The following is a 24718-nucleotide window of genomic DNA, read 5'->3' on the forward strand; positions in this document are numbered from 1 at the left end:
ATTTATGCTCTTGTATCAAAACCCATATTAAAATCATTGTATTCATCTTGATTTTGAAATTTACTTTTTGCTATATCACTGATGAAAAAATTGGAGCTTAAAAGTCCTACTTTAACCAAAGCTTTTTTTAGCTCATGTGCTCTTTCATATAGTTTTTTTCTAAATTCAAGATTTTCTATCATCATATTTATATCTATATATTTATCGTTACTTAAAGATAAAAATACATTGATTTTACCTAGTTTTTCAAATTCAAGGTTAATTTGTGCATAAAATTTATCTTTTTTTCCGCGTTTAAATACTACATTAGATTTTTCTAAATCATCCCAAAAAAATGGTAAAAAAGTATGTATGCTGTTATTAGCTAGTGATAAAAGTTGATTAAATTCAAGTTGAGCTATAAGTCTATTGGTTTGATTTAAAATGCTTTCGTTGTCTAAACTTTTAGCTAAATTAGAAACTTGTAAAAGAGTAGATTTAATATCTTGTTGTAAATCTGTGCTTATTTGATTTGAGTCTTTTGGGGTGATTTTGTTTAATTCCTTAATGGAAAGTTCTAGTTTTTTTTCTATATTTTTAATATCATCTAAAGAATTTTTAGCTTCATAATTTTTAGGATCTAAAGCTTTTAAAACTTCATTAAGTTTTTTGCTTGTTTGGGTTAGTTCTTTGCTAAGACTACCTAAAAGATCTTCTTGTAAATTCTGAGAAAAATTAAGATTTTTACTCACAGCTTGTTTAAAAATATCTTCAATATTAGCCTTAGTTTCATTTTTGCTTGTAAATATATTATTAGTTTTATTGGTATTTTGTGTATCTAAAGGTTTTGAATCATTTTTTATATCTGAATTTTTTATATCTGTTTTGTTTTCATTTTTTGTATGATTTTCTTCTTTTGTGTTATTTTTAATGTCTTTGGTTAAATGCTGTTCTTTATTTTCGTTTTTAATATCGTTTTTGGATGCATCTTTATTTGTAGGTTTTTTAGGTTCTTCTTTGGGATTATTTTGAATTTTATCTTCATTTTTAGTTTCATTAGGGGTTTTATCATTTTGTGTGTGTTGATTTGTTAGATTGTCTTTTTGTGGTTCTTTTTTAATGTCTTTTGTTTTTTGTGTTTGATTTTTGATATTATTTAAAAAATGGATCAATTCTTTGATATTTTGACTTAGTTCTTTTAAGATATAGGTATTTTGAATTTTAATGTTTTCAGGCTTAGCTAGTTCTTTGTTGATCAAACCAAGATTTTTATTTAAATCTTTAATGAAATTATCTGCTAAATTTTGTATTTTTTCTTTATTGATATTTTGAGAATTTTTACTCAAGTAGTTTTTAAAATTTTCAATTTTATCAAATAGTTTAAATAAAGTTTTATAATTGGTATTTTCTAATGATGTTTTATTATCTTGCTTGTGATTTTGTAGGATATGGACTAATTCTTTTAAGGTGCTTGTTGTGTCTAAATTTTTAAGATCTAGTTGGGCTATGTCTTTTTTTAAATTTTGATTGCTTGTTGATTTTATACTATTTAAAAGATTAAAAAAACTTTGAGGAAGGTTTTGTTCTTTTAAAGAATAATTTAATTTTGCTTCTAAAAATACTCCTGAATTTTTGATTAAAGAAGAAAGATTTTTTGGATTTGCTTCTTTGGCTGGCTTGACTAGTTCTTCTAAAATTTTTAAAAATTTTTCAAATTCAGGGCTTTTGGAAAGTTCTGTTTGGAGTTTTTTTAATTCATTTGCAACATTGGGTGCAAAATTTAAATTTTTGTGATTTTTTAGTACTGCCAAGTTAGGATCTTTTTGGGTTGTGATTTGATCTAAAAGTTTATTGAGTAATTCTTGTAGTTTTTGATCTACTTTGCTCACATAATCTTTTGGAAGCTTAGCTTCAGTTTTAGAAAGAAAAGGATTTTTTAAAGCTTCTTCTAAAGATGTTTTTTTATCTAATTTTTCTTTACCATCTTTATTTACATCTTTTGTGCTTTCATTTTTAGCAAATTGGTTTTGATTGGTAATATTAGTTATCATCGAGCATCACCATATTTCCAGGTTTTCTTTTAAATTTAGTAAAGTTTTTAAATTTAGGTTTATCAATGGCAAAGAGTATTAAAATTCCAAGTAGGCAAATATAAAAATATATAAACCCATAAGCTTCAAAATAATGCATCAAAGTCCCTAGTATAGCAGGAGCAAACAAAGCTCCACTAGAGTAGGTAAATAATACTGCTCTACCAAGCTCAACTCTTTTGCTAGGATTATCTAGCATATCATTAGCCCTTGCAAGAGAAAGTGCATATAAACAACACATCCCCATACCCAATAAAAATCCAAAAAGATATTTAAGATAGATATTTTGACCAAAAAATAATATGCAAATCATTGCACTTAAAGCCGTAAAAGCACATAAAATAATGGCAAATTTTCTGCTGATTTTATCTGAAAGTGTGCCGATGAAAAGTTGAGAGATAAATCCTCCTAGCATGGTGCAAAATATAAATATAGAAGCTTCTTTTGTCCCAAAACCTTGTATAAGTACAAATAATGAAGCCATTGAAAAAAATCCATTTAAAAGCATACCTGCTATAAAACTTGTAGCTAAAGCTAGTGGAACGATATCAAAAATTTTAGGTATGGAAATTTTTGTTTTTTGTGGTAAAACAGGCTCTTTGATTTTAATTAAAAATAAAGGTATAGAAGCAAACATAATAAAACTAGCACTAAGTATAAAAACAGTGTCACTTGGAAAATTAAATGACATTAATAAAATTCCAAAACCAGAAGAAGAATAAAACACAACTTCATAAAATGCTATAACTCTTGATCTTATAGCATTTTTTGCCTTTTCATTTAGCCATGATTCTATAACCATCAAAAGAGCATAATAACAAAATCCTAGTAAAAATCTCAAAACCATCCAAAAATATAAATTAGAATTTAAACTATGAAGCATGGTTGCTATGCCAAAGATAATAGCAAAAATCCCAAAAGATCTTATATGCCCTACTTTTGATACGATTCTATGAGCACTAATTGTGCTAACCATAGCCCCTAAAAAATAGCAACTTCCTATAAGTCCGATATAAAAATTACTAACATCATTTTGTTTAAGAATAATAGCTATAGAATTAACAGTTAATGCACTTCCTATAAAGACAAAAACCATTCCTAAAAACAAAGCAGTTAGTGATTGTATAGTTCTTTTTGAGCTTAGCATTTTCTTATTAAAAAATTATAAATTAACACCGCCAAAGGCGTGATAAACATCGCACAAAACAAGGCAAAAATATCTAGTAAGCCTTGAAACTCTAAAGCTAAAAATCCTAAGATTAAAAATACATATGCTAAAAGCTTAAATACAGAAAAAAAAGCTAACGCATGTTTGAAAATACTTTTAAATCTACTTTTTTCCAAATCGTCTTTTAAAACTATAAATTTTACAATTTTAGGAAAAGAATGTATTTTTTTTGCAAAAATTTGTAAAGGTTTTTGTGTAAATTGGTATGTTTTTGCATTTTTAAAAATAAATTTTTTATAACTCATAAAAGAAAAAAAAATGATTAAATTTTGAGCCAAAAAGCCAAATTCAAAACTTATAAAAGTGCTTAAATTTATACCCTTATAGCTTAACATTCCTACTAGGAAAATTAAATTTAATCCTAGTAAAAGCAAGAGTAAAATTTTAAGCTTTAGTATCATTTTTAAATTCTTTATAGCGGTTTTCTTCTTTAAATTCCTCATAGCTTTTAACTTGAGCTTTATAGGCTTTAAAGACATTTAAAATTGCTGCAGCTACTCCTATAAAAACACCAATCCAAAAAAGCCAAGAAACTCCAAATAAATTTTTTAAAAAATAACCAATCCCAATACCGATTAAAACCGCCACAACCATGGAAATTCCAAGGCTTAATCCATCGGCTGCTTCTATGCTTTTGCGTATGATTTTTTTTCTCATAGGGCTTTAAAACTTTCATGTGCTGCTTGTATGGTTTTATCTATGATTTTTTTATCCATACATTCGCAAATAAAACCTGTTTCAAATTGAGAAGGAGCAAGATAAATTCCTTTACTTAGCATTTGAGTGTGAAATTTTGCAAACAATTTTGTATCAGATTTTAAAGCATCTTGGTAATTATAAACAGGATTTTCACAAAAGAAAAATCCAAACATAGAACCTATATTATTTACTTGTAAAGCAATACCACACTCATTAGCAGCTTCTTTAAAGCCTTGCATTAGTCTAGATCCTAGTTTTTCTAAATTTTCATATAAATTTTCACAAGCTCTTGCTTTTTTAACATTTGCATATCCTGCTGCCATTGCTAAAGGATTTCCGCTTAAAGTTCCTGCTTGATATACTCCACCTAATGGGCTTAACAAATCCATTATCTCAGCTCTTGCAGCAAAAGCAGCAGCAGGCATACCTCCGCCTATAACTTTGCCAAAAGTTACTATATCAGCTTTAATTTGATTTATACCAAAAGATCCAAGATAAGAAGCTCTAAAACCGCTCATCACTTCATCAAATATCAATAAAATTTCATATTGATCACAAATTTTTCTTAATTCTTGTAAAAATTCAATTTTAGCTGGAACCAATCCCATATTTCCTGCAATAGGCTCAATGATGATGCAAGCTATATTTGTATCTTTTTCTACTAAATTTTTAACACTATCAATATCATTATAAATTGCAACAAGAGTATTTTTAGCTACATCTTCTAAGACGCCAAGCGAACTTGGAGTATTAAAAGTAGCAGCCCCACTTCCTGCACTTACTAATAATGAATCAGAATGTCCATGATAACACCCTTCAAATTTAATAATTTTATCTTTTTTAGTATAGCCCCTTGCAAGACGAATTGCGCTCATAGTAGCTTCTGTGCCACTACTTACAAAACGGATTTTGTCTAAGTGCTCCCAATCTTGTAAAATAAATTTTGCAAGTTTGGTTTCAGCTAGTGTTGGTGCTCCAAAGCTAGAGCCATTTTTTAAAGCTTTTTTGCAAGCTTTTTCTATATCTTCATCACAATGCCCAAAAAGCAAAGGGCCCCAACTTTGAACATAATCAATATAAATATTATCTTCAATATCAGTAATGTAAGCACCTTTGCCTTGTTTGATAAATAAAGGATTGCTTCCTACACTTGCAAAAGCACGAACAGGGGAATCAACCCCTCCTGCGATAAACTCACAAGCTTCTTCAAAAGCTTTTTTGTTATTTTTCATTATTTCTCCTTTTTATTGTTTTGTATATACATATAAAGTGATTTGATCTCATCTTCTGTGAGCGAATAAGTAGGCATAATACTTTTTGAGCCTTGTTCTTGATTTAAGACATTTTTAAAATGAGTGTAGTTTATATCTTGAATACTTGGCACGATAAATGGAACCTTTTGTCCATTTTGAATGTAATATCCTAAAATTTGCTTTTGGCCGTTTCCATGACACTTTGCACAGCTTATGCCTCTTGGGTTTTGATAAAGGGATTCTTGATATTCTTTAGGTGAGATAAAATCTTCTGCGAAAATATTTATCACAATTAAAAGCAAAATAAATATAAATTTCATTAAGCACCTTTAACAAAAAAGAAGTTTTGTTATGATACAATTTTTTAAGTTAAACAAAGCTATAAAAGTTTAAGGAAAAAAATGACACTTTTAGATGGTAAAAAATTAAGTAGTCAAATAAGAGAAAATTTAAAAGATGAGGTTTTAAAGCTCAAAAACAAAGGCATAGAACCTTGCTTGGCTGTAATTTTAGTTGGAGAAGATAGTGCAAGTGCTACTTATGTATCATCTAAGGCTAAAGCTTGTGAGCAATGTGGTATTAAATCACTAGTTTATCGACTCGATACAAATACTACTCAAAATGAACTACTTGCTTTAATTAATACTTTAAATCATGATGATAGCGTAGATGGAATTTTAGTCCAACTTCCACTTCCTAAGCATATTAATAAAGATATTATTTTAGAAAGTATTAATTTTAATAAAGATGTCGATGGTTTTCATCCTTTTAATGTAGGAAATTTAAGCTTAAATTTAAAAGGAGGTTTTTTACCTTGCACCCCTTTAGGAGTAATGAAAATTTTAGATTTTTATGATATTAAATTAAAAGGAGCTGATGTTGTAGTTATAGGTACTTCAAATATAGTCGGTCGTCCTATGGCTACAATGCTTTTAAATGCAGATGCTAGTGTGAGTATCTGTCATATTTATACTAAGGATTTAAAAGCTTATACAAAAAATGCAGATATTGTTATAGTAGCTGCAGGTTGTCCTAAGCTTATCAAAGAAGATATGATTAAAGAAGGTGCTGTAATTATAGATGTAGGCATAAATAGAGTAGATGGTAAAATAATAGGAGATGTTGATTTTGAAAATGTTAGTAAAAAAGCTAGTTTTATCACCCCTGTGCCTGGTGGAGTAGGGCCAATGACTATAGCAATGCTTTTGGAAAATACAATAAAATCTGCTAAAAATAGGATACAACTATGAATTTTTTAAAGAAAATTTATAAATTTATTCAATCTTGGACTGGAACCTTAGTCGTAGTTTTATTAGTGATGTTCTTTTTTATACAAGGTTTTACCATTCCAACTGGATCTATGAAAAATACTTTACTTGTGGGGGATTTTTTATTTGTAAAAAAATTCTCTTATGGTATTCCAACCCCACATCTTCCTTGGGTTGAAATTCCATTATTGCCTGATTTTAACAAAAATGGACATTTAATTAGCTCAGAAGGACCAAAAAGAGGTGATATAGTTGTTTTTAGATATCCTAATGAGCCTAGAATTCATTATGTAAAAAGATGTGTTGCCAAGGGTGGAGATGAAGTTGTAGTAGCTAATAAAACTTTATATGTTCGTATGGTTGAAGGCGATGAATATATGAAAGATTTTTACCCAAATAAAACCAAAATCATTAATGGTAAAATGTATGTAAAAGAGCCTTATATCAAAAAAGGTATCCATTATGATAGTAGGGTAGATATTGAAAGTACATTTTTTAAATATTTGCAACTAGGCCAATTTGCTATGAAACCTATGTCTTTTAAAGAATTAGGACCTAATAATATTTATGGATACAATGCATATTATTTTAAAGTTCCTGAAAATGAATACTTTATGATGGGAGATAACCGCGATCATTCTAGCGATAGTAGATTTTGGGGAAGTGTTGAATATAAATACATTGTTGGACAACCTTGGTTTATCTATTTTTCTTTAGATGAAAATAAAAAAGTAAGATGGGAAAGAATAGGGCGTTTAATAGACACTTTAGAAAATGATGAAAAATATATCCATCATAGCCCAAGCGATATAGATGCTTTAGAATGATTACTGAAAGAAACAAAATATTTTAGTGTAGAAAAATTTGTATAGTTTCTACACAAATTTTTAAAAATACTTTTTTATAAACTTCTTAGTATATTTTTTTAAGCTCCAAGCTGTAACAATTACTAGGAAAAATTTAAAGACACACAAAAGGATAAAAAATGCTAAGTCAAAGATCTCAAAATCTTGGAGAATCTCTAACTTTAGTTATGACAGATATTGCTAAAAATTTAAAAGCAAGTGGTGAAAAAGTCATTAGCTTTTCAGCAGGAGAGCCTGATTTTGATACTCCTAAGGTTATAAAAGATGCAGCTATTAAAGCTATAGAAGATGGTTGTGGAGCTTATACACCTGTTATAGGGATTAAAGAAGTAATTGATGCTATTAAATATAAATTTAAAACAGATAATAATCTTGATTACAATGCTAGTGAAATTATTACTAGCGTAGGAGCAAAACATTCTTTATTTAGTGCAATACAATGTTTGGTTGAAGAGGGTGATGAGGTAATTATCCCAAGTCCTTATTGGGTTAGTTATCCTGAAATGGTGAAATTTGCAGGTGGAACTCCAGTATTCATAGAAGGAGAAGCTAAGAATGGTTTTAAAATCACCCCAGAACAGCTAAAAAATGCAATTACTCCAAAAACTAAGGTTTTGATGTTTAATTCCCCTTCAAATCCTACAGGATCTATATACTCTAAAGATGAAATTTTTGCTTTAGCTAAGGTTTTAGAAGGAACTAAGATTGTTGTTTTAAGTGATGAGATTTATGAAAAATTAGTGTATGATGGAGAATTTTGTGCTTTTGCACAAGTTAGCGAAGATGCTTTAAATAGAACAGTAAGCATAAATGGACTTAGTAAATGTGGGGCTATGCCAGGATGGCGTTTTGGGTATATGGCTAGCAAGATGAGTGAGTTTAATAATGCTGTAAAAAAACTTCAAGGTCAAAGCACTTCAAACATTTGCTCCATAGTTCAGTATGCTGCTTTACCTGCATTGCTTGGAAAAGCAAATGAAGATATTGAGATGATGAGACAAGCATTTTTAAAACGCAGAGAGTTAGCTTGTGAAATTTTATCTCAAAGTTCCAAATTAAAATTAGAACAAATTCCTCAAGGAGCTTTTTATTTGTTTATTTCTTGTCAAGAAGTTGATCAAGATTCTATGAGATTTTGTAAAAGATTATTAGAAGAAGAAAAAGTTGCTTTAGTTCCTGGTATAGGATTTGGCATGGAAGGGTATTTTAGACTTTCATATGCTACCAATGAAAAAGATATCCAAGAAGGTTGTCAAAAAATTGTTGATTTTGTCAAAAGATATTAAACCGCTTTAATAAAGACATTTTTTAATAAGCAAGCTTTTGATATAATTTTGTAAAAAATTATAGGAATTTAAATGGAATTTAAAGTTGAATATAAAAGTTCCAATGCAAGAGCTTGCCGCATTAAAACTTCTCATAGTGAAATTTTAACTCCTATTTTTATGCCTGTTGGGACTTTGGCTGCTATCAAAAGCTTAGATGCGATTGATATGAGTGAAATTTTAGATGCAAAAATAATTCTGGCAAATACATATCATTTGTATTTAAGACCAGGTTCTAAGATTATCAAACAAATGGGTGGTTTGCATGGCTTTAGCAAATTTGATAGATCTTTTTTGACAGATAGTGGAGGATTTCAAGCTTTTTCTTTGAGTAAAAATTCTAAACCCGATGAAGAAGGGATTAAATTTAAAAGCCATATCGATGGGAGTTTGCACTATTTTACTCCAAAAAGTGTTTTAGATGCTCAATATGATTTTAATTCAGATATTATGATGATTTTAGATGATTTGGTTGCTTTGCCAGCTTCTAAAGAGCGCATAGAGCTTTCTTTAAAAAGAACGATAAAATGGGCAAAAGAGGCTATTGACTATCATAAATTAAAACAATCTCAAGGTATAGGTATAGGACAAAATATTTTTGGCATTATACAAGGTGGAACAGATTTTGAAGCTAGAAAAATTTGTTCTCAAGCACTTTGCGAAATGAGCTTTGATGGCTTAGCCATTGGAGGTTTAAGTGTAGGCGAAGAAAATGAAGCTATGTATGATACGGTTGAAGCTATGATGCCTTATGTGGATGAGAATAGACCAAGATATTTAATGGGCGTTGGCACACCAGAAGATTTAGTAGAAAATGTTTCAAGAGGTGTAGATATGTTTGATTGTGTGATGCCAACTAGAAACGCAAGAAACGGAACCTTATTTACAAGTTTTGGTAAATTTAATATTAAAAAAGCTGAATTTATCACTGATAATTTACCTATCGATTTAAAATGTTCTTGCTATACTTGCAAAAATTTTTCTAGAGCTTATTTAAATCATTTATTTAAAGCAAAAGAGCTTACTTTTTTTAGACTTGCAAGTTTGCATAATTTACATTATTATTTGGATTTAGTAAAGCAAATGAGACAAGCTATAATAAAAGATGAATTTGAAAATTTTAAAAGAGAATTTTATAGGCAAAGAACATGCTAAATGAAGCTTTAAAACAATTTATTAATAGTATAAATATTTCCAATGCTTATTATGAATTTGAAGATAGCGATATTTTTATTCTTGATAATGAGGATTTTAAATATATTTTTGTTTTTGAAAATGAGCAAATTTACTCTTATAAAGATAACGAAATGATTTTGTTTTCAAAAAATGATTTTATAGCTGTTTTGAAAAATGTTTTACAGGCTGAAAAAGATAAAATTAATTCTATTAATTTATCTATAGAAAAAAGAGAAATGTTAATTTTAGAAAATAAAAGAGTCAAAAATTTTCTTATAAAATATTTTATGTTGAAAGTTAAATTAGGAAAGAGTCATAAATTTGTTTCATCGATTTTGGAATCTTGTAAAATATGCTATAGCAAACAGCATTTTTTAAAAAAGAATTTAAAAACTATTCTTATAAATTTGGGTAATTTAGAAAGAAATATCAAAGAAAATATCACACGCCTTGAAAGCATATATGCTTATATCAATACAGTAAGAAACGAAAAAATAAACAAAAATATATATTTTTTAAGTATTATGTCTGCTATTTTTTTACCTTTAAATTTAATTGTTGGTTTTTTTGGTATGAATACGAAAAATTTATTTTTATCTGAAAACGACTATGGGACTTATTATATTTTAGGTGTAATTTTAACGATATTTTTTATTTTATTTTTATGGTATCAATTTAAAGACAAAAAAGAATTGGACTTAGATGAATTTTCTACCAAAGTGAGAAAAAAGAAAAAATAGTGGTACGCCCAAGAGGATTCGAACCTCTGACCTTTTGAACCGCAATCAAATGCTCTATCCAGCTGAGCTATGGGCGCAAAAATCAAAATTCTATCAAAAAAATCTTAAATTTAGCAAAAATAAAAACTTTACAGAATTTTTATATTTTTATGCTAATCTTTTCTAAAATAAAATCAGCATAAATAAGGCAAGATGATGATACATAAGATTTTAATAGCCAATAGAGGCGAGATAGCAGTTAGAGTGATTCGTGCTTGTAGGGATTTACATATAAAAAGCGTGGCTGTTTATACTGAGCCTGATTATGAGTGTTTGCATGTAAAAGTAGCTGATGAAGCTTATAGGATAGGTACTGATGCTATTAGAGGATATTTAGATGCTAAGAGAATAGTAGAGATTGCAAAAGCTTGCGGAGCTGATGCTATACATCCTGGATATGGATTTTTAAGTGAAAATTATGAATTTGCAAAAGAATGTGAAGAAGCTGGGATTATTTTCATAGGGCCAAAATCAGATGTTATCCGTAAAATGGGAAATAAAAATATCGCAAGATATTTAATGAAAAAAAATGGAATTCCTGTGGTTCCAGGTACTGAAAAGCTTAATCATTGCACTTTAGAAGAAATAAAACTTCAAGCATTAAAAATAGGCTATCCTGTGATTTTAAAAGCAAGCGGCGGCGGCGGCGGTAGAGGTATCCGCGTAGTACATAAAGAAGAAGATTTGGAAAAATCTTTTGAAGCTTGCAAAAGAGAAGCACTTAGCTTTTTTAAAAATGATGAAGTTTTTATGGAAAAATATGTAATCAACCCAAGACATATTGAATTTCAAATTCTAGCGGATAATTATGGTAATATTATCCATCTTTGTGAAAGAGATTGTTCTATACAAAGAAGACATCAAAAAATCATTGAAATAGCTCCATGCCCTAGTATTTCTGAAAAACTAAGAAAAACCATAGGGGTTACTGCTGTTGCTGCTGCTAAGGCTGTTGGATATACCAATGTTGGGACGGTTGAGTTTTTGCTTGATGATTATAATAAATTTTATTTTATGGAAATGAATACAAGAATTCAAGTAGAACACCCAATCACAGAAGAAATTACAGGAATTGATCTTATCACAAGGCAAATTCGTATAGCAAATGGTGAAATTTTAGATCTTGAACAAAGTGATATTAAACCAAGAGGCTTTGCAATTGAAGCAAGGATTACAGCTGAAAATGTGTGGAAAAATTTCATTCCAAGTCCTGGAAAAATTACAGAGTATTTCCCAGCTTTAGGCCCTTCAGTGAGAGTGGATAGTCATTTGTATAAAGATTATACCGTTCCGCCTTTTTATGATTCTTTACTTGCTAAGCTTATTGTTAAAGGATCAAGTTATGATAGTGCTGTTAATAGACTTGAAAGAGCTTTGAAAGAATTTGTAATCGATGATATTAGAACCACGGTTCCATTTTTGATTGCGATTACTAAAATTAGAGAATTTAGAAGAGGATATTTTGATACTTCATTTATAGAAACGCATATGGAAGAGCTTTTGGAAAAAACAGAAGATAGACACCAAGAAAATAAAGAAGAGGTTATAGCTGCTATTGCGGCAGCATTACAAAAAATCAAAGAAAGTAGAGAATAATGAGTTTTTTAGATGAATTAAAAGATATAAAAAAAGAGCTTCAAAAAGAGCAAAATTTAAATAAAAAACAAAAAATAAAATCTAGCAAAAGTGGTGTGAGTTTAAAAAACGCTGATTTAAATTCGCTTAAAAAAGAATTATCATCAAAGAATGAAGAAAAAAAACAAGATCAAGAATTTGAAAATATATTTTTAAAACAAGAGCGTCTTGTAGATGAATTTATGGATTTTATAAAAAATAGTGATATTAAAAAGATAAAATGAATATTATAGGTTTTTGTACCTTGGAGGAAGAATGTCCTTATCTTAAAGATAGGATGTGTAGAAATGAGTATAATTATATCCCTTTGATTACAAAAGAGCAAAATCAAGAATTGGTTTCAAGGGGTTGGAGACGCTTTGGGTCGTATTTTTCAAGACCTATTTGTAATGATTGTAATGAGTGTCAAAATTTAAGAATTTTAACCCAAAATTTTCATTTTAGCAAAAGCTATCGCAGAGTTTTAAAAAAAAATATAGCAACTAAAATCATTTTACAAAAACCATCATTAAGTGATGAACATTTGTTGCTTTATGAAAAATACCACCATCATCAAAAAAATAAAAGATCATGGAAAATTTATGATTTAAATTTTAGAAAATATTATAATCTTTATGTGGATAATGCTCGAAATTTTGGTTATGAACTTGATTTTTATGTGGATAATAAATTGGTATGTGTGGATTTGATCGATATTTTAGATGATGGAATTTCTAGTATTTATTGTTTTTATGATCCTGATTTTTCGCATTTAAGTCTTGGAAAATATTCTCTTTTGACAGAGATTAAACTTGCTCAACTTAAGAAATTAAAATACATTTATTTGGGATATTTTATAAAGAAGTGTCAATCTTTATCTTATAAAGCCGATTATAGTCCAAATGAAATTTTAGAATACACTAGTGCTTTAAATGAACAAGCATTTTTGTGGCGTTAATTTTATCGAGAGGATTTTATGCAAGTTGTTCAAACTTTAGAATCAGTTAGTGTTAATACTGATGATTTTTTAATGTTTAAATATTTCCAAGATCTTATCCGTAAAAATTTTTCTAAAGTTATAGGAAATAAAAATAAGACTTTATCTTTTTTTGTTGAAAATGAAATTCCTCAAAGAAGGTATTTTTTAAAACTTGTAAATCATAGATACAAAAAAGATACAGGAAATCAAATCGATAATCTTGCGTTTGCTCATTATAAAACCTTTAAATTAAATTTAGCTCAAGCAAATACTTTAAGACCAGTGATTTTTGCAAAGATTGGTTTTGCTCAAAAAAATATTTTAATCACTTTAAGTTCTAATGAAAAATTATTTGCTGTGTATTTAGAGCAATATTTTAAAGATCACAAAAGTTCATACGATGAGAAAAATTGTATTTTTTCAGTAGAGTATCAAGATGATAATACTTTAAATTTATTAGAAATTTTAGCTAGCGTAAATGAACATTTGAAATATTGTGTTGATTTTACTATCAATGAAACGCAGCTTTTAGATTTTAGAAATAAAATGAAAAATAAAACTAGCAATAATTGGAAATTTAATTCTTTGGCAAAACTTTTTGAAAATTATTTCCAAACTTTAGGATGTAATAGTAATGATGATTTTTCAACGATTAGACAAAATTATCTTAATCTAGTAAAAATTTACCATCCTGACAGACATCAAGGTAAAAGTAAAATCGAACAAGCCTATTGTAGAGAAGAATTTGAAAAAATTCAACTTGCTTATGAGAGTTTAAAATCTTTATATAAAAACAATACCTAAAAATGATTTATAAAAATCATTTTTTATATTTATCAGCAAGTAAAATAACATCATTTTAAGTTGGAATTTATTAAAATTAAATTTTATTCTAAATTCTAGGAAAATGTTTGGTTGCTGATAGAAGATTATTTTTTTTAAGTTGTATTTTAATCACTATAGGGATACTTTTTTCTTATTCTTTAAGCGCCTTCACTGTGCTTTATTTAGAATATAACGAATTTCATTTTTTTATCAGGCAGCTTTTTTTTGGACTTAGTGGTATTGGTATTATTTATTGTATTTCAAGATTAAACCCAGATAGTAAGCAAGCTCATTATTTAATGATGGGTATTTTGTTAATTTCTTTCGTGTGTATTGCTATTTTGCCTTTTTTACCTAATTTTTTAGCTACTGCTGCAGGTGGTGCTAAACGATGGATAAGACTAGGACCTCTTTCTATTTCTCCGGTTGAGTTTTTTAAAATAGGTTTGATTTATTTTCTTGCGTGGTCTTATACTAGAAGGATTGATGATAGTAAAAAGGCTATTAAACATGAAATTTTAATACTTATTCCATATTTTATACTAGCTAGTATTGTTATTGGTTATATTTATATGACGCAAAATGATTTAGGACAAAGTGTTATTTCGTTTTTTTTGGTGTTTGCGTTAGCCTTTTTTGCAGGAGCTAGCAAAAGACTTTTTGCATTTGGTATTGTTATAGTTGGTATGATTGGTGTTTTGGTTATTTTAAGTAATCAAAGAAGAATTCAACGCATCGCAGCTTGGTGGGGAAATATTCAAGATGCTTTTTTGCCTTTGTTTCCTGATTGGATGGCAAATGCTTTAAGGGTTGGACACAATAGCGAGCCATATCAAATTTCACATAGTTTAAATGCTATTGCCCACGGAGGTTTTTTTGGAGAAGGGCTTGGGCTTGGTACTTTTAAATTAGGATTTTTAAGTGAAGTGCATACAGATTTTGTATTATCTGGTATAACAGAAGAAATAGGCTTATTTGGTTTAGGAATAATTTGTCTTATTTATCTACTTGTGATACTTAGAATTTTTAGAATAGCTGGAAGATGTGAAAATAAAGTTCATTTTTTATTTTGTTCTGGCGTTGCTTTGTTGTTATTATTTTCATTTTTTATGAATGCTTTTGGAATTATTTCTTTAACTCCTTTAAAAGGAGTTGCTGTGCCACTTTTAAGCTATGGTGGTAGTTCTATGTGGTCTATTTGTATCGGTATAGGTTATGTGCTGATGATTAGCAAAAAAGTAAAAATTTAAAAATATTTATAAAAATATATAAAATTAACCTTAAATAAAATATTTTTTATTTTATCTTTACAAAATACATTTTTTTGATATAATTGTGTAATTTCAATACAAAGGAGAGATCATGGAAAAATACAGGCGTTTAAGCATACTATAATCTATAAAATTTTTAAAAATATTATTTTAAGGAAAATAAAAAATGAAAAAAATATTATATGTTGTTTTAGCATTATTTAGTATGTTGGCTTTAGGTGCTTGTTCAAGCGAAAAAAATCAAACTAGTGCTTCTGAAGAAAAAGTTTATAAAGTAGGTATAGCGGCTAATTATCCTCCTTTTGATTTTATAAAAGATGCAAAAATTACAGGTTTTGATGTAGATTTGCTAGAAGAAATTGCAAAAAGAGAAAATTTAAAACTTGAATGGGTAAATATGAGTTTTGATGGTTTAATTCCTGCATTAAAAGCTGGTAAAATAGACATGATAGCTTCTGCTATGAGTTCTACTCCACAAAGATTAAATAGTATGGATTTTAGTAATACTTATTTTAATACTAAAAATTTATACTTAAAATTAAAAACAGATTCTAGCATCAGTGACAAACAAAGTTTAGAAGGTAAAAAAATAGGTGTTCAGCTTGGAACCATACAAGAAAGTGCTGCTAAAACTATACCAAATGCTCAAGTGGTTGCTGGTGAAGAGATGTTAGCTGCAATTTTAGCTTTAAAAGCTGGTAAAGTAGATGCAGTTTTAACAGATAAAGATATCGGTAAAGGCTATTTAAAAACTAATGAAGAACTTGAAGCGTTTTTAGAAGAAGATGATGGAAGTTCAGGCTTTTGTATAGCTTTTGATAAAGGTAAAGATGCAGAACTTGTTCAAAAAATCAACTCAGGTTTAGAAAAAGTTAAAGCAGATGGCACTTATCAAACACTCATAGAAAAATACGATTTACAATAATTAACTTAAAGCCTTGATACTCATTTTCAAGGCTTTAAAAAAATAATCTATATCTTCTTTTGTATGTGTATAATGAAATCCCACTCTTAGCCAACCTGGTTTAAAATTTAATTTTTGATTATCTTTTAAATTTAATAAATCATGTCCATATGGACCAGCACAAGCACATCCTGCTCTTGTTTCTATTTTGTAGCTTTTGCTTAATTTATAGGCTAAATCAAACGGCGAAATTCCTTTGATATTAAATGCAAATATAGGTAATCTTTGAGTGATGTTTTTTGCATATAAGATTATATTTGGAATTTCTTGCGTTTTTTGAAAAAAATAATCACACAATATCTTTTCTTGCTTTTGAATTAATTTAAGTCCGATATCTTCACGCACTTTAAAAGCAAAACTTGCTCTAATTAATTGGATTATGCCAGGAGTCCCACCTTCTTCTAAATTTTCAATATTGCAAAGATATTCTTGAGAGCTTCTTGAAACATACCCCACAGTTCCCCCAGCTGCAAAGCTAGGTTTTTCTCCGCATAAATGTTTTTTTATCACCAATAATCCACAAGATCCAACACCACCAAGTAGTTTATGCGGGCTAATAAATATTGCATCGTAAAAATTTGGATTTAAATTTGCATAAGGAGCTAGTGTTGATACATCAAAAGCGACAATTCCATTATATTTTTTAACTAAGGTATAAATTTTTTTATAATCACTAATAATGCCAGTGACATTAGAAGCTGCATTAAAACTTGCAATGATTTGTCTATTTTGAGATTTTTCAAGGCAGTTTTCTAAAAAAATAAAATCAATCTCTCCATCGGAATTTAATGGTACTCGCAAGCACTCGCATAAAGCTTCCCTAAAAGAAAGTTCATTAGAATGATGCTCATATGGCCCTACTATCACTAAAGGTAGTAAAGATTTATCTATGGATTGAAAATATTTTTTTTTAACAAGTGGTGGGATGTATAATCCTAATAATTCTTGAAATTTTTTAATAGCTGCTGAAGAGCCACTTCCACATCCAATCAAGGCAAAACTTTCATCAAGTAAAAGATATTTTTTTAAATTTGCTCTTGCATTTTCATAGTGTTGTTGGGTTATAAAAGAATTTAAAGAACTATCTGAATGGGTGTTGGCATAGGTTGAGAGAATTTTTTTTATTTCTTTTTCTATGCTTTTTAAAGCTAAAGCACTAGCTGTAAAATCAAAATAATATGTATTTTTTCTTAAAATAATATCTTTTTTTAATTTTTCAATATCCAAAAAAATCCCCTAAAAATTTGTTAAAATTATAGCATAAGTAATAATTTAAAATAAGGATAGAAGATAAAATTTAGTGATTTTTCAAAAAAATGTTTATATTTTGATATTGCTAAAAAATTTGATTTTTATAGTGTTTTTGATGAATTTGAGTTTGATGTTGATAAAGATTTATACTCTAATATTTTAAAAATTTTTATCAAGCAAAGTGATTGTATATTAAAACAATTGAATTTAGATGAGCATTGTTTAAAAGCTTTACATATTTTAAGTAAAAACGATAGAAAAAGATATTCTGTTAATAAATTTATCCCGCATTTTAAAGCTTTAGGTGTAATTAATAAACTTTTAGAAAAAGAAATTTTGATTTTAGAAAAAAGCCAAGAAAAACCTTTGATAAAAAATAAAAGACAAAAAATCAAAAAAGAGTTAAGAAAATATAATATTCAAGATAAACTAATTTTTAAAAACCAAGGATTGAGATTTTTCTTTTATTTTATTTATCCAAATTTGGCTTTGATATATCAAAATAAACACGAAGAACTATTAAAAATCATTCATTTAAATTTAGAAAATTATCAAGGATTTACTTTTGAGCTAGTGTGTAAAGAATTTTTGGCAAAAAAATTACAAGTAGAGCAAGTTTTTGGCTTTTGGAATTATTATTGTGAGATAGATCTTTATTATAATGAAGGTAATTTTTATGTCATAGGGGAAGCTAAATTTAAAGATAGAAAAATATGCAAAAATGTGTTAAATATTTTAAAAAACAAAGCAAGAGAATTAAAAATAAAACCAAATTTATATGTACTTTTTTCAAAAAGTGGCTTTAGTAAAGAAATTATTGTAAATAAGGAGCGTAATTTGCTTTTATATACTTTAGAAGATTTTATTTTTTTAACAAAAGGGTAAAAATGGATAAAAATATTTTAAAAAGCTTAGATTCTAGTGAAAAAGAAGACTTGCAAAAAGGATTGAAATTTCTTATAGAACAAACTTATGTGGTGGAAAATGCTTATAATCAATTAAATGAAAACTACACAGCTTTAATGCAAACAATGAATGAAGTTATAGAAGTTTTGCCTATGGCTTTGTGGATTTTAGATACTAACAAAAAAATCACACTTCAAAACAATTTAGCCAAGCAACAACCACAGCTTTTAGAAAATATTGATCTTACAAAAACTCATTATGAATTAGAATTTGAGCATAAATTTTATCTTATAAAGGTTACTTCGCACGCTGATAAATTGATTGTTAATGCAACAGATATTAGCGATGAAAAGCGAAATGAAAGACTTGCCAGTATGGGAACTATTGCAGCGCATTTAGCTCATGAGATAAGAAATCCAATTGGTTCTATTTCTTTATTGAGTTCGACTTTGTTTGAAAGAAGTGAGTTAAAAAACAAACATATCGTTTTAGAAATTCAAAAAGCAATTTCTAGGGTAGAGCGTATAGTAAATTCTACTTTGCTTTTTACAAAAGGGGTGCATGTAAATTTAAATCATTTTAATTTAACAGAGCTTGAAGAAGAATGTGAACAGGCTATTAGTGCTTACAATTATTTGGCTAATATTGAATTTGTTTTTAAATTTTTAGATGTGAGAATTTATGCGGATAAGGCTTTGCTAGCTTTGGTTTTGCAAAATTTGATCTATAATGCAATTGATGCTATCGAAGAAGATGATAAAGAAAATGGCGAGATCAAAATCATATGTGAAGAATGTGAAGATAAAATTTTTATCAAAGTATATGATAATGGGATTAAAATTAAAGATAAAAACAATGTTTTTGAAGCCTTTAAAACAACTAAATTAAAAGGTAATGGTTTAGGACTTTCTTTATCAAAACAAATCATTGATGCTCATGGTGGAATTTTAGGATTTTATAGCGAGCCAAAGTGCTTTTTTATCGAGCTTAAAAAATAAGCTTGATAAGATAAATTTTAGTTTAAATAACTATAATTTTTATTTTCGTCCTCATAGCTCAGCTGGATAGAGCACAGAATTCCTAATTCTGAGGTCGCAAGTTCAAACCTTGCTGGGGACACCATAGATATTTGAATATAAATCAAGTAAAAAATATTGATAAATAAATTTAAAATTTCTAGAAATAAAAATTTAAATCAAGATGATGTAATGACAAATTTACCACAGGATTGGGAAGTTAAAAAGCTTGGTGATATTGCTGAAATTTCAAGTGGTGGAACACCATCAAGAAATAAAAAAGAATATTGGGAAAATGGAATTATACCTTGGGTAAAAATAAAAGACATTAAGGAAAATTTTATTTCTACCACTGAAGAATTTATTACTGAAGATGGCTTAAAAAATTCTTCAGCAAAATTATTTAAAAAAGGAACTTTGCTTTATTCTATTTTTGCTACTTTGGGTGAGGTTGCTATTTTAGATATAGATGCAACAACAAATCAAGCTATTGCGGGAATAAATATAAAAGAAAATAACGCAAATAGTTTATATTTAATGTATTTTTTAAAAAGTATAAAAGATGAAATTTGTAACAAAGGACGCGGAGTTGCTCAAAATAATTTAAATTTATCTATATTAAAACAAATCCAAATCCCGCTACCACCACTCAAAGAGCAAGAAAGGATAGTGGGAATTTTAGATAAGAGTTTTGCAAATATAGATAAAAGTATAAAAATTTTAGAGCAGGATTTGCTAAATTTAGATGAGTTAATGCAAAGTGCTTTACAAAAGGCTTTCAATCCTTTAAAAGACAATGCTAAGGAAAATTATCAACTTCCACAGGGTTGGGAATGGAAAAGCTTGGGTGATATTGCAGTTACTAGCAGTGGTGGAACTCCGTTAAGAAATAAAAAAGAATATTGGGAAAATGGAACAATTAAATGGTTAAAAAGCGGAGAATTAAATGATGGATATATTGATTTTACAGAAGAAAATATAACTCAAGAAGCTATTAAACATTCATCAGCCAAGATATTTTCTAAGGGAACATTGCTAATTGCTATGTATGGAGCTACAGCCGGAAAATTGGGTATTTTAGATTTAGATTCAGCCACAAATCAAGCAATTTGTGCATTTTTGCATAAAGATAATGAAAATATTAAATTTTTTGAAAAATTTCTTTTTCACTTTTTATTTTTCATAAGAGATAAAATTATCAAAGATTCTTTTGGTGGAGCTCAACCTAATATAAGCCAAACTTATATAAAAAATTTACAAATCCCCATACCACCTTTACAAGAACAAGAGCAAATCGCATCATATTTAGATGAGCTTTCTTTAAATATAAAAGATTTAAAGCAAAATTATCAAGCACAGATAAAAAATTTACAAGAGCTTAAAAAATCATTGCTAGATAAAGCTTTTAAAGGAAGATTGTGAAAAAATATCGTTTCAAGGATAAATATGTTTCATATAGTTTTAGTTGAGCCTCGTATTCCTCAAAATACTGGAAGCATAGGTAGAATGTGTTATAATGCAGGATTTAGTTTGCATATTATCAATCCTTTATTTAGCATAGATGAAAAAGCTGTAAGAAGGGCTGGACTTGATTATTGGAAAAAATTAAATCCGATGTCTTGGGAATGTTTGGATGATTTTTTAAATGAAAATATAAAATTTCAAGATAGATTTTTCTTTGCAACTACAAAAACAAATCAAGCTTATTTTGATGTTCAATTTCAACAAGGTGATTTTTTATTTTTTGGAAGTGAAAGTTTTGGTTTGCCAGAGCAACTTATGCAAAAAAATTGGCAAAATGCTATCACTATACCTATGAAAGATTGCGGTAGAAGTTTAAATTTAGCTACTAGCGTGGGTATTATAAGCTATGAAGCATTAAGGCAAAATTTTCACTCTTTTAGTAAAAACTAATGATTTAAAACTTGATTTAAAAATTCTTTTAAACGCTCGTTTTTAGGATTTTCAAAGGCTGTTTTAGGATTTTCATCTACTGCTATAATTCCTTTATCCATAAAAAATATTCTATTGGCTACATTTCTAGCAAATCCCATTTCATGAGTCACTACAAGCATAGTAAGACCTTCTTTTGCCACTTCTTTCATAATGCTTAACACTTCTCCAATCATTTCAGGATCTAGTGCTGAAGTTGGTTCATCAAATAAAATTACATCAGGATTCATCATCAAAGATCTTGCTATAGCAATGCGTTGTTTTTGTCCGCCTGATAGCTTATGCGGGAAGTAATTTTCTTTATCGCTTAGACCTACTTTTTTTAATAAATTTCTAGCTTTTTTTACTGCTTCTTCTTTGTTCATTATTTTAGTTTGTATAGGAGCAAGACATAAATTTTCTAGGACATTTTTATTATTGAAAAGATTAAAATGTTGAAATACCATGCTAACTTTTTGGCGAATTTGATTGATATTTGTTTTTTTATCAAGTATATCAACATTATTTATAAAAATATTCCCACTATCTGGAGTTTCAAGTTTGTTTAAACAGCGCAAAAAAGTACTTTTACCGCCACCGCTTGGTCCTATGATAGCTATGATATCACCTTTGTTTATAGTCGTGCTGATGTTTTTTAGTACTTCTAAATTTCCGTATTTTTTTACTAAATTTTCTATTTTAATCATGTTTGTTTAATCTTTCTTCTATGATTCTTGCAAAAAGAGTAAAAATCTTAACGCTAACATAATACACAAGCCCTGTAAATATGATAGGTTTAGGGTTGTAATATATTGCTTGTAAGCTTTTGCTTTGCATGGTTATATCCATAACGCTAATATAACCTACAATAGAGGTTTCTTTAAATAAAGAAATAAATTCATTCATTAAAGAAGGGAGTATGTTTTTAATTGCTTGAGGAAAAATAATCATTCTCATTGAAGTAAAATAGCTAAGTCCCATAGCTCTAGCAGCTTCCATTTGTCCTTTGTCAACACTTTGTACACCACTTCTTACGATTTCAGCTACATAAGCTGAGCTGTTTAAACCAAGAGCGATGATTGCAACATAAAAATTATCACTCCAAGTAGCAAATATAACAACGGAAAAAATTAATAATTGTAAAAGTATAGGTGTGCCGCGTATGATGTCTATGTATTCATCTATAATAAAATTTAAGCTACTAATTTCTAAAAATCTTAAAAAAGCGATTAGAAAACCAAGCACTATACCTATGCAAATACCTCCTATAGTAAGCCCTAAGGTAGTAAGATAACTTTTAACATAGGCTTGAGCTTCTATAGTATATGCTAATTCTCCAGTGGCTAAACCATTTTGATCTTTAATTTGTAAAATTTCTATAGGAAAAGAAAAATAAGCCCAAAAAATAATAATTGTAAAAAATACAAATAATTTCATCGTATTTTGCTTCAAAATATAACCTTATTTTGTGAAATTTTAAAATTAATAAGTGTATAAAAATAAAGTTTTCTTTTTACTTAAAAGAAATTTTATAGAAAAAATAAAGAATATTTTGAGTTAAATTTTCACATAGCTATAAAAATAAAAATAAAAATAAAATAAATTTATATTTTTTGATGACAAATTCATTTTTTTATGTTAAATTTAATTTGCTTTAAAAATAACATAAGGAGTTGGTTATGGATTTAATATCTCAACTGATTGATTTAATTAATGATAGGTATTATTCTATTTTAGTATTTTTACTTATTATTACAGGCTTTTACTATAGTTATGTAACAGGTTTTGTGCAATTTCGTATGTTGCCTTATGTATTTGATATTTTGACTGAAAAACAAGAAAAGCATGAAAAACATCATATATCACCTTTTCAGGCTTTGATGATTTCAACAGCTTCAAGGGTAGGTATAGGAAATATCGCAGGTATAGCAGTGGCTATAGTTTTAGGTGGTCCAGGTGCTTTATTTTGGATGTGGGCTATGGCATTTTTTGGTGGAGCTTCAGCTTTTGCAGAAAGTACTTTAGCACAAGTTTATAAAAGTCGCGATGGAAAAGGCTTTAAAGGTGGTCCAGCTTATTATATTAGTAAAGCTTTAAATTTAAAATGGCTAGGTGCTATTTTTGCTGTGATTTTAATCATTACTTATGCTTATGGCTTTAATGGTCTTCAAAGTCAAACCATGACTTCAGCTTTTGAATTTTATTACAAAGGTATGGCTGAAGCAAGTGAAGTGAGTTTTGCTCAAAGTTGGTGGCCGATTGTTATAGGTGGAATTTTAGCTATATTTGCAGCCTTTATGTTTTTTGGAGATCATACAAAAATTGGTAAAGTAAGTTCTATAATTGTCCCAGTGATGGCTATGATTTATATTGGTCTTTCTATTATTGCTATGATGATGCATTATGAAAAAATTCCTGAAGTTTTTTCTATGATATTTAAAAGCGCATTTGATTTTGAAGCTATTTTTGGTGGTTTTGCAGGGTCGGCTTTAGTAATTGGTATAAAAAGAGGATTATTTTCAAATGAAGCAGGTATGGGTTCAGCTCCAAATGCAGCTGCAGCAGCTCTTACGACACACCCAGCAAAACAAGGTGTTATACAAGCATTTTCTGTGTTAATCGATGTGATTATTTGTACAAGTTCTGGATTTTTAGTTTTATTTTCTTTAGCTTATGCAAATAATATTGGAGTTGACGGCAAACCAATTTTAACAGCCTTGCCTTTAGTGCAAGAGTCAATGAGAGAGTATTATGGGAATTTAGGAGTGCATTTTACGACTGTGAGTATAGTATTATTTGCTATTACTTCATTGATTGGTAATTATTATTATGCTCAAGCAAATATTAAATATTTAACTCAAAATCCTCTCATCATAAACATCTTTAAAATTAGTGCAGTGCTTATGGTGTTTATAGGTGCTAATATGGATTTAAAATTTGCATGGAATTTAGCTGATGCAACTATGGCGTTTATGGCTACAATTAATATCATTTCTATTTTATTGCTTGGTAAAATAGTTAAAAAAGTATTAAATGATTTTAGTGAGCAAAAAAAGCAAGGAAGAGATCCAGTGTTTAGTGCTTCAAAATTAGGTATTAAAAATGCAGAGTGCTGGGATTGATGTTTGATTTTATTATAATCATTCTTTTTGTGTGTTTTATAACTTTTCTTGTGCTTGGCTTTAATCGCCAAATGCAAGAAAAGGCTAAACAAAGAGAGGAAAAACAAAAAAGAAAGAAAGATTTCAAAAAAAATCGGTAAAATACTCTAAAAATTTTTAATCTTAAAGAGTCAAT

At 28.3% G+C, this 24718-nt stretch carries 25 protein-coding genes and 2 tRNA genes; 17 read left to right on the forward strand and 10 right to left on the reverse strand.

The genetic code is table 11. The features are described 5' to 3' along the window. Positions 1 to 2: 2 nt before the first annotated feature. Genes CVOLT_RS02600 through CVOLT_RS02625 form a run of 6 tightly spaced genes read right to left on the reverse strand, consistent with a single transcriptional unit; the run spans position 3 to position 5569 of the window. Positions 3 to 2030, reverse strand: coding sequence for a flagellar hook-length control protein FliK (locus tag CVOLT_RS02600; protein ID WP_039665309.1), 2028 nt, complete (start codon positions 2028 to 2030; stop codon positions 3 to 5). After that, on the reverse strand, positions 2020 to 3216 hold the full coding sequence (locus CVOLT_RS02605) for an MFS transporter (RefSeq protein ID WP_039665310.1): 1197 nt from the start codon (positions 3214 to 3216) through the stop codon (positions 2020 to 2022). Before CVOLT_RS02605 ends, CVOLT_RS02600 begins: the two co-directional genes overlap by 11 nt. Next, positions 3210 to 3698 (reverse strand): hypothetical protein, encoded by a 489-nt coding sequence (locus tag CVOLT_RS02610; RefSeq protein ID WP_052243160.1) that lies wholly within the window; start codon positions 3696 to 3698, stop codon positions 3210 to 3212. Before CVOLT_RS02610 ends, CVOLT_RS02605 begins: the two co-directional genes overlap by 7 nt. After that, positions 3682 to 3954: an AtpZ/AtpI family protein gene (locus tag CVOLT_RS02615; protein ID WP_039665311.1), complete on the reverse strand. Its 273-nt coding sequence runs from the start codon at positions 3952 to 3954 to the stop codon at positions 3682 to 3684. The genes CVOLT_RS02610 and CVOLT_RS02615 overlap by 17 nt, the downstream gene beginning before the upstream one ends. Beyond that, complete coding sequence (hemL, locus tag CVOLT_RS02620; RefSeq protein WP_039665312.1) at positions 3951 to 5228, reverse strand: glutamate-1-semialdehyde 2,1-aminomutase; 1278 nt, start codon at positions 5226 to 5228, stop codon at positions 3951 to 3953. Before hemL ends, CVOLT_RS02615 begins: the two co-directional genes overlap by 4 nt. Beyond that, positions 5228 to 5569 (reverse strand): c-type cytochrome, encoded by a 342-nt coding sequence (locus tag CVOLT_RS02625; RefSeq protein ID WP_039665313.1) that lies wholly within the window; start codon positions 5567 to 5569, stop codon positions 5228 to 5230. The genes hemL and CVOLT_RS02625 overlap by 1 nt, the downstream gene beginning before the upstream one ends. Positions 5570 to 5650: 81 nt before the next feature. Between CVOLT_RS02625 and folD the strand changes: the two genes are divergently transcribed. From folD to CVOLT_RS02650, 5 genes are all read left to right on the forward strand, one after another. After that, positions 5651 to 6499: a bifunctional methylenetetrahydrofolate dehydrogenase/methenyltetrahydrofolate cyclohydrolase FolD gene (folD, locus tag CVOLT_RS02630; RefSeq protein ID WP_039665314.1), complete on the forward strand. Its 849-nt coding sequence runs from the start codon at positions 5651 to 5653 to the stop codon at positions 6497 to 6499. After that, on the forward strand, positions 6496 to 7344 hold the full coding sequence (lepB, locus tag CVOLT_RS02635) for a signal peptidase I (protein ID WP_039665315.1): 849 nt from the start codon (positions 6496 to 6498) through the stop codon (positions 7342 to 7344). Before folD ends, lepB begins: the two co-directional genes overlap by 4 nt. 158 nt (positions 7345 to 7502) lie before the next feature. Beyond that, positions 7503 to 8669 carry a pyridoxal phosphate-dependent aminotransferase gene (locus CVOLT_RS02640; protein ID WP_039665316.1) on the forward strand — a complete coding sequence of 389 codons (1167 nt, stop codon included), beginning with the start codon at positions 7503 to 7505 and terminating at the stop codon, positions 8667 to 8669. A gap of 72 nt (positions 8670 to 8741) precedes the next feature. Further along, positions 8742 to 9863 carry a tRNA guanosine(34) transglycosylase Tgt gene (gene tgt / locus CVOLT_RS02645; protein WP_039665317.1) on the forward strand — a complete coding sequence of 374 codons (1122 nt, stop codon included), beginning with the start codon at positions 8742 to 8744 and terminating at the stop codon, positions 9861 to 9863. Beyond that, complete coding sequence (locus CVOLT_RS02650; protein ID WP_039665318.1) at positions 9857 to 10624, forward strand: CorA family divalent cation transporter; 768 nt, start codon at positions 9857 to 9859, stop codon at positions 10622 to 10624. The genes tgt and CVOLT_RS02650 overlap by 7 nt, the downstream gene beginning before the upstream one ends. Here CVOLT_RS02650 and CVOLT_RS02655 read toward each other — a convergent pair. Continuing rightward, positions 10625 to 10701, reverse strand: a tRNA-Arg gene (locus tag CVOLT_RS02655). Positions 10702 to 10816: 115 nt separating this feature from the next. Here CVOLT_RS02655 and CVOLT_RS02660 point away from each other — a divergent pair. From CVOLT_RS02660 to CVOLT_RS02685, 6 genes are all read left to right on the forward strand, one after another. Next, positions 10817 to 12259, forward strand: coding sequence for an acetyl-CoA carboxylase subunit A (locus tag CVOLT_RS02660; protein ID WP_390621656.1), 1443 nt, complete (start codon positions 10817 to 10819; stop codon positions 12257 to 12259). Further along, positions 12259 to 12522: a hypothetical protein gene (locus tag CVOLT_RS02665; RefSeq protein WP_039665320.1), complete on the forward strand. Its 264-nt coding sequence runs from the start codon at positions 12259 to 12261 to the stop codon at positions 12520 to 12522. The genes CVOLT_RS02660 and CVOLT_RS02665 overlap by 1 nt, the downstream gene beginning before the upstream one ends. Next, positions 12519 to 13235, forward strand: a complete 717-nt coding sequence (locus CVOLT_RS02670) for an arginyltransferase (RefSeq protein WP_039665321.1) — start codon at positions 12519 to 12521, stop codon at positions 13233 to 13235. The genes CVOLT_RS02665 and CVOLT_RS02670 overlap by 4 nt, the downstream gene beginning before the upstream one ends. Before the next feature lie 18 nt (positions 13236 to 13253). Beyond that, entirely contained in the window at positions 13254 to 14060 is an 807-nt protein-coding gene (locus tag CVOLT_RS02675) for an adenylosuccinate lyase (RefSeq protein ID WP_039665322.1), read from the forward strand. A gap of 107 nt (positions 14061 to 14167) precedes the next feature. Further along, complete coding sequence (ftsW, locus tag CVOLT_RS02680) at positions 14168 to 15331, forward strand: putative lipid II flippase FtsW (RefSeq protein WP_039665323.1); 1164 nt, start codon at positions 14168 to 14170, stop codon at positions 15329 to 15331. A 187-nt stretch (positions 15332 to 15518) separates the two neighbouring features. Continuing rightward, positions 15519 to 16277: an amino acid ABC transporter, permease/substrate-binding lipoprotein gene (locus CVOLT_RS02685; protein ID WP_039665324.1), complete on the forward strand. Its 759-nt coding sequence runs from the start codon at positions 15519 to 15521 to the stop codon at positions 16275 to 16277. Here CVOLT_RS02685 and CVOLT_RS02690 read toward each other — a convergent pair whose 3' ends face one another. Continuing rightward, complete coding sequence (locus CVOLT_RS02690; protein ID WP_039665325.1) at positions 16278 to 17543, reverse strand: cysteine sulfinate desulfinase; 1266 nt, start codon at positions 17541 to 17543, stop codon at positions 16278 to 16280. It abuts the gene before it with no gap. Positions 17544 to 17768: 225 nt separating this feature from the next. Here CVOLT_RS02690 and CVOLT_RS02695 point away from each other — a divergent pair, with 225 nt between their 5' ends. The 5 genes from CVOLT_RS02695 (at position 17769) to CVOLT_RS02715 (ending at position 21403) form a co-directional block, all read left to right on the forward strand. Further along, the gene (locus CVOLT_RS02695) at positions 17769 to 18452 is read left to right on the forward strand and encodes a DUF234 domain-containing protein (protein WP_235362406.1); all 684 of its coding nucleotides are present in this window, start codon (positions 17769 to 17771) and stop codon (positions 18450 to 18452) included. Between the two features lie 2 nt (positions 18453 to 18454). After that, positions 18455 to 19471, forward strand: a complete 1017-nt coding sequence (locus CVOLT_RS02700) for a fla regulon two-component system sensor histidine kinase FlgS (RefSeq protein ID WP_039665327.1) — start codon at positions 18455 to 18457, stop codon at positions 19469 to 19471. Positions 19472 to 19518: 47 nt separating this feature from the next. Continuing rightward, a tRNA-Arg gene (locus tag CVOLT_RS02705) sits at positions 19519 to 19595 on the forward strand. Positions 19596 to 19681: 86 nt separating this feature from the next. Further along, entirely contained in the window at positions 19682 to 20911 is a 1230-nt protein-coding gene (locus tag CVOLT_RS02710; RefSeq protein WP_039666252.1) for a restriction endonuclease subunit S, read from the forward strand. Between the two features lie 24 nt (positions 20912 to 20935). Continuing rightward, a complete protein-coding gene (locus tag CVOLT_RS02715) occupies positions 20936 to 21403 on the forward strand; it encodes a tRNA (cytidine(34)-2'-O)-methyltransferase (RefSeq protein ID WP_039665328.1) in 468 nt (155 codons plus the stop codon). On the opposite strand, the gene CVOLT_RS02720 is transcribed toward CVOLT_RS02715, so the two are convergent. Then, positions 21400 to 22128 carry an amino acid ABC transporter ATP-binding protein gene (locus CVOLT_RS02720; RefSeq protein ID WP_039665329.1) on the reverse strand — a complete coding sequence of 243 codons (729 nt, stop codon included), beginning with the start codon at positions 22126 to 22128 and terminating at the stop codon, positions 21400 to 21402. The genes CVOLT_RS02715 and CVOLT_RS02720 overlap by 4 nt on opposite strands. Then, entirely contained in the window at positions 22121 to 22873 is a 753-nt protein-coding gene (locus CVOLT_RS02725; protein ID WP_039665330.1) for an amino acid ABC transporter permease, read from the reverse strand. Before CVOLT_RS02725 ends, CVOLT_RS02720 begins: the two co-directional genes overlap by 8 nt. Positions 22874 to 23100: 227 nt before the next feature. Between CVOLT_RS02725 and CVOLT_RS02730 the strand changes: the two genes are divergently transcribed. Beyond that, positions 23101 to 24543 carry an alanine/glycine:cation symporter family protein gene (locus CVOLT_RS02730; RefSeq protein WP_039665331.1) on the forward strand — a complete coding sequence of 481 codons (1443 nt, stop codon included), beginning with the start codon at positions 23101 to 23103 and terminating at the stop codon, positions 24541 to 24543. The last annotated feature ends 175 nt before the right edge of the window (positions 24544 to 24718 follow it).

The organism is Campylobacter volucris (assembly GCF_008245045.1).
Classification (GTDB): domain Bacteria; phylum Campylobacterota; class Campylobacteria; order Campylobacterales; family Campylobacteraceae; genus Campylobacter_D; species Campylobacter_D volucris.

Excerpts from the sequence above, each read along its gene's own strand:
- CVOLT_RS02600 (WP_039665309.1), bottom strand. The coding sequence starts at position 2,030 with ATGATAACTAATATTACCAATCAAAACCAATTTGCTAAAAATGAAAGC.
- CVOLT_RS02605 (WP_039665310.1), bottom strand. The coding sequence starts at position 3,216 with ATGCTAAGCTCAAAAAGAACTATACAATCACTAACTGCTTTGTTTTTA.
- CVOLT_RS02610 (WP_052243160.1), bottom strand. The coding sequence starts at position 3,698 with ATGATACTAAAGCTTAAAATTTTACTCTTGCTTTTACTAGGATTAAAT.
- CVOLT_RS02615 (WP_039665311.1), bottom strand. The coding sequence starts at position 3,954 with ATGAGAAAAAAAATCATACGCAAAAGCATAGAAGCAGCCGATGGATTA.
- hemL (WP_039665312.1), bottom strand. The coding sequence starts at position 5,228 with ATGAAAAATAACAAAAAAGCTTTTGAAGAAGCTTGTGAGTTTATCGCA.
- CVOLT_RS02625 (WP_039665313.1), bottom strand. The coding sequence starts at position 5,569 with ATGAAATTTATATTTATTTTGCTTTTAATTGTGATAAATATTTTCGCA.
- folD (WP_039665314.1), top strand. The coding sequence starts at position 5,651 with ATGACACTTTTAGATGGTAAAAAATTAAGTAGTCAAATAAGAGAAAAT.
- lepB (WP_039665315.1), top strand. The coding sequence starts at position 6,496 with ATGAATTTTTTAAAGAAAATTTATAAATTTATTCAATCTTGGACTGGA.
- CVOLT_RS02640 (WP_039665316.1), top strand. The coding sequence starts at position 7,503 with ATGCTAAGTCAAAGATCTCAAAATCTTGGAGAATCTCTAACTTTAGTT.
- tgt (WP_039665317.1), top strand. The coding sequence starts at position 8,742 with ATGGAATTTAAAGTTGAATATAAAAGTTCCAATGCAAGAGCTTGCCGC.
- CVOLT_RS02650 (WP_039665318.1), top strand. The coding sequence starts at position 9,857 with ATGCTAAATGAAGCTTTAAAACAATTTATTAATAGTATAAATATTTCC.
- CVOLT_RS02660 (WP_390621656.1), top strand. The coding sequence starts at position 10,817 with ATGATGATACATAAGATTTTAATAGCCAATAGAGGCGAGATAGCAGTT.
- CVOLT_RS02665 (WP_039665320.1), top strand. The coding sequence starts at position 12,259 with ATGAGTTTTTTAGATGAATTAAAAGATATAAAAAAAGAGCTTCAAAAA.
- CVOLT_RS02670 (WP_039665321.1), top strand. The coding sequence starts at position 12,519 with ATGAATATTATAGGTTTTTGTACCTTGGAGGAAGAATGTCCTTATCTT.
- CVOLT_RS02675 (WP_039665322.1), top strand. The coding sequence starts at position 13,254 with ATGCAAGTTGTTCAAACTTTAGAATCAGTTAGTGTTAATACTGATGAT.
- CVOLT_RS02685 (WP_039665324.1), top strand. The coding sequence starts at position 15,519 with ATGAAAAAAATATTATATGTTGTTTTAGCATTATTTAGTATGTTGGCT.
- CVOLT_RS02700 (WP_039665327.1), top strand. The coding sequence starts at position 18,455 with ATGGATAAAAATATTTTAAAAAGCTTAGATTCTAGTGAAAAAGAAGAC.
- CVOLT_RS02710 (WP_039666252.1), top strand. The coding sequence starts at position 19,682 with ATGACAAATTTACCACAGGATTGGGAAGTTAAAAAGCTTGGTGATATT.
- CVOLT_RS02715 (WP_039665328.1), top strand. The coding sequence starts at position 20,936 with ATGTTTCATATAGTTTTAGTTGAGCCTCGTATTCCTCAAAATACTGGA.
- CVOLT_RS02720 (WP_039665329.1), bottom strand. The coding sequence starts at position 22,128 with ATGATTAAAATAGAAAATTTAGTAAAAAAATACGGAAATTTAGAAGTA.
- CVOLT_RS02730 (WP_039665331.1), top strand. The coding sequence starts at position 23,101 with ATGGATTTAATATCTCAACTGATTGATTTAATTAATGATAGGTATTAT.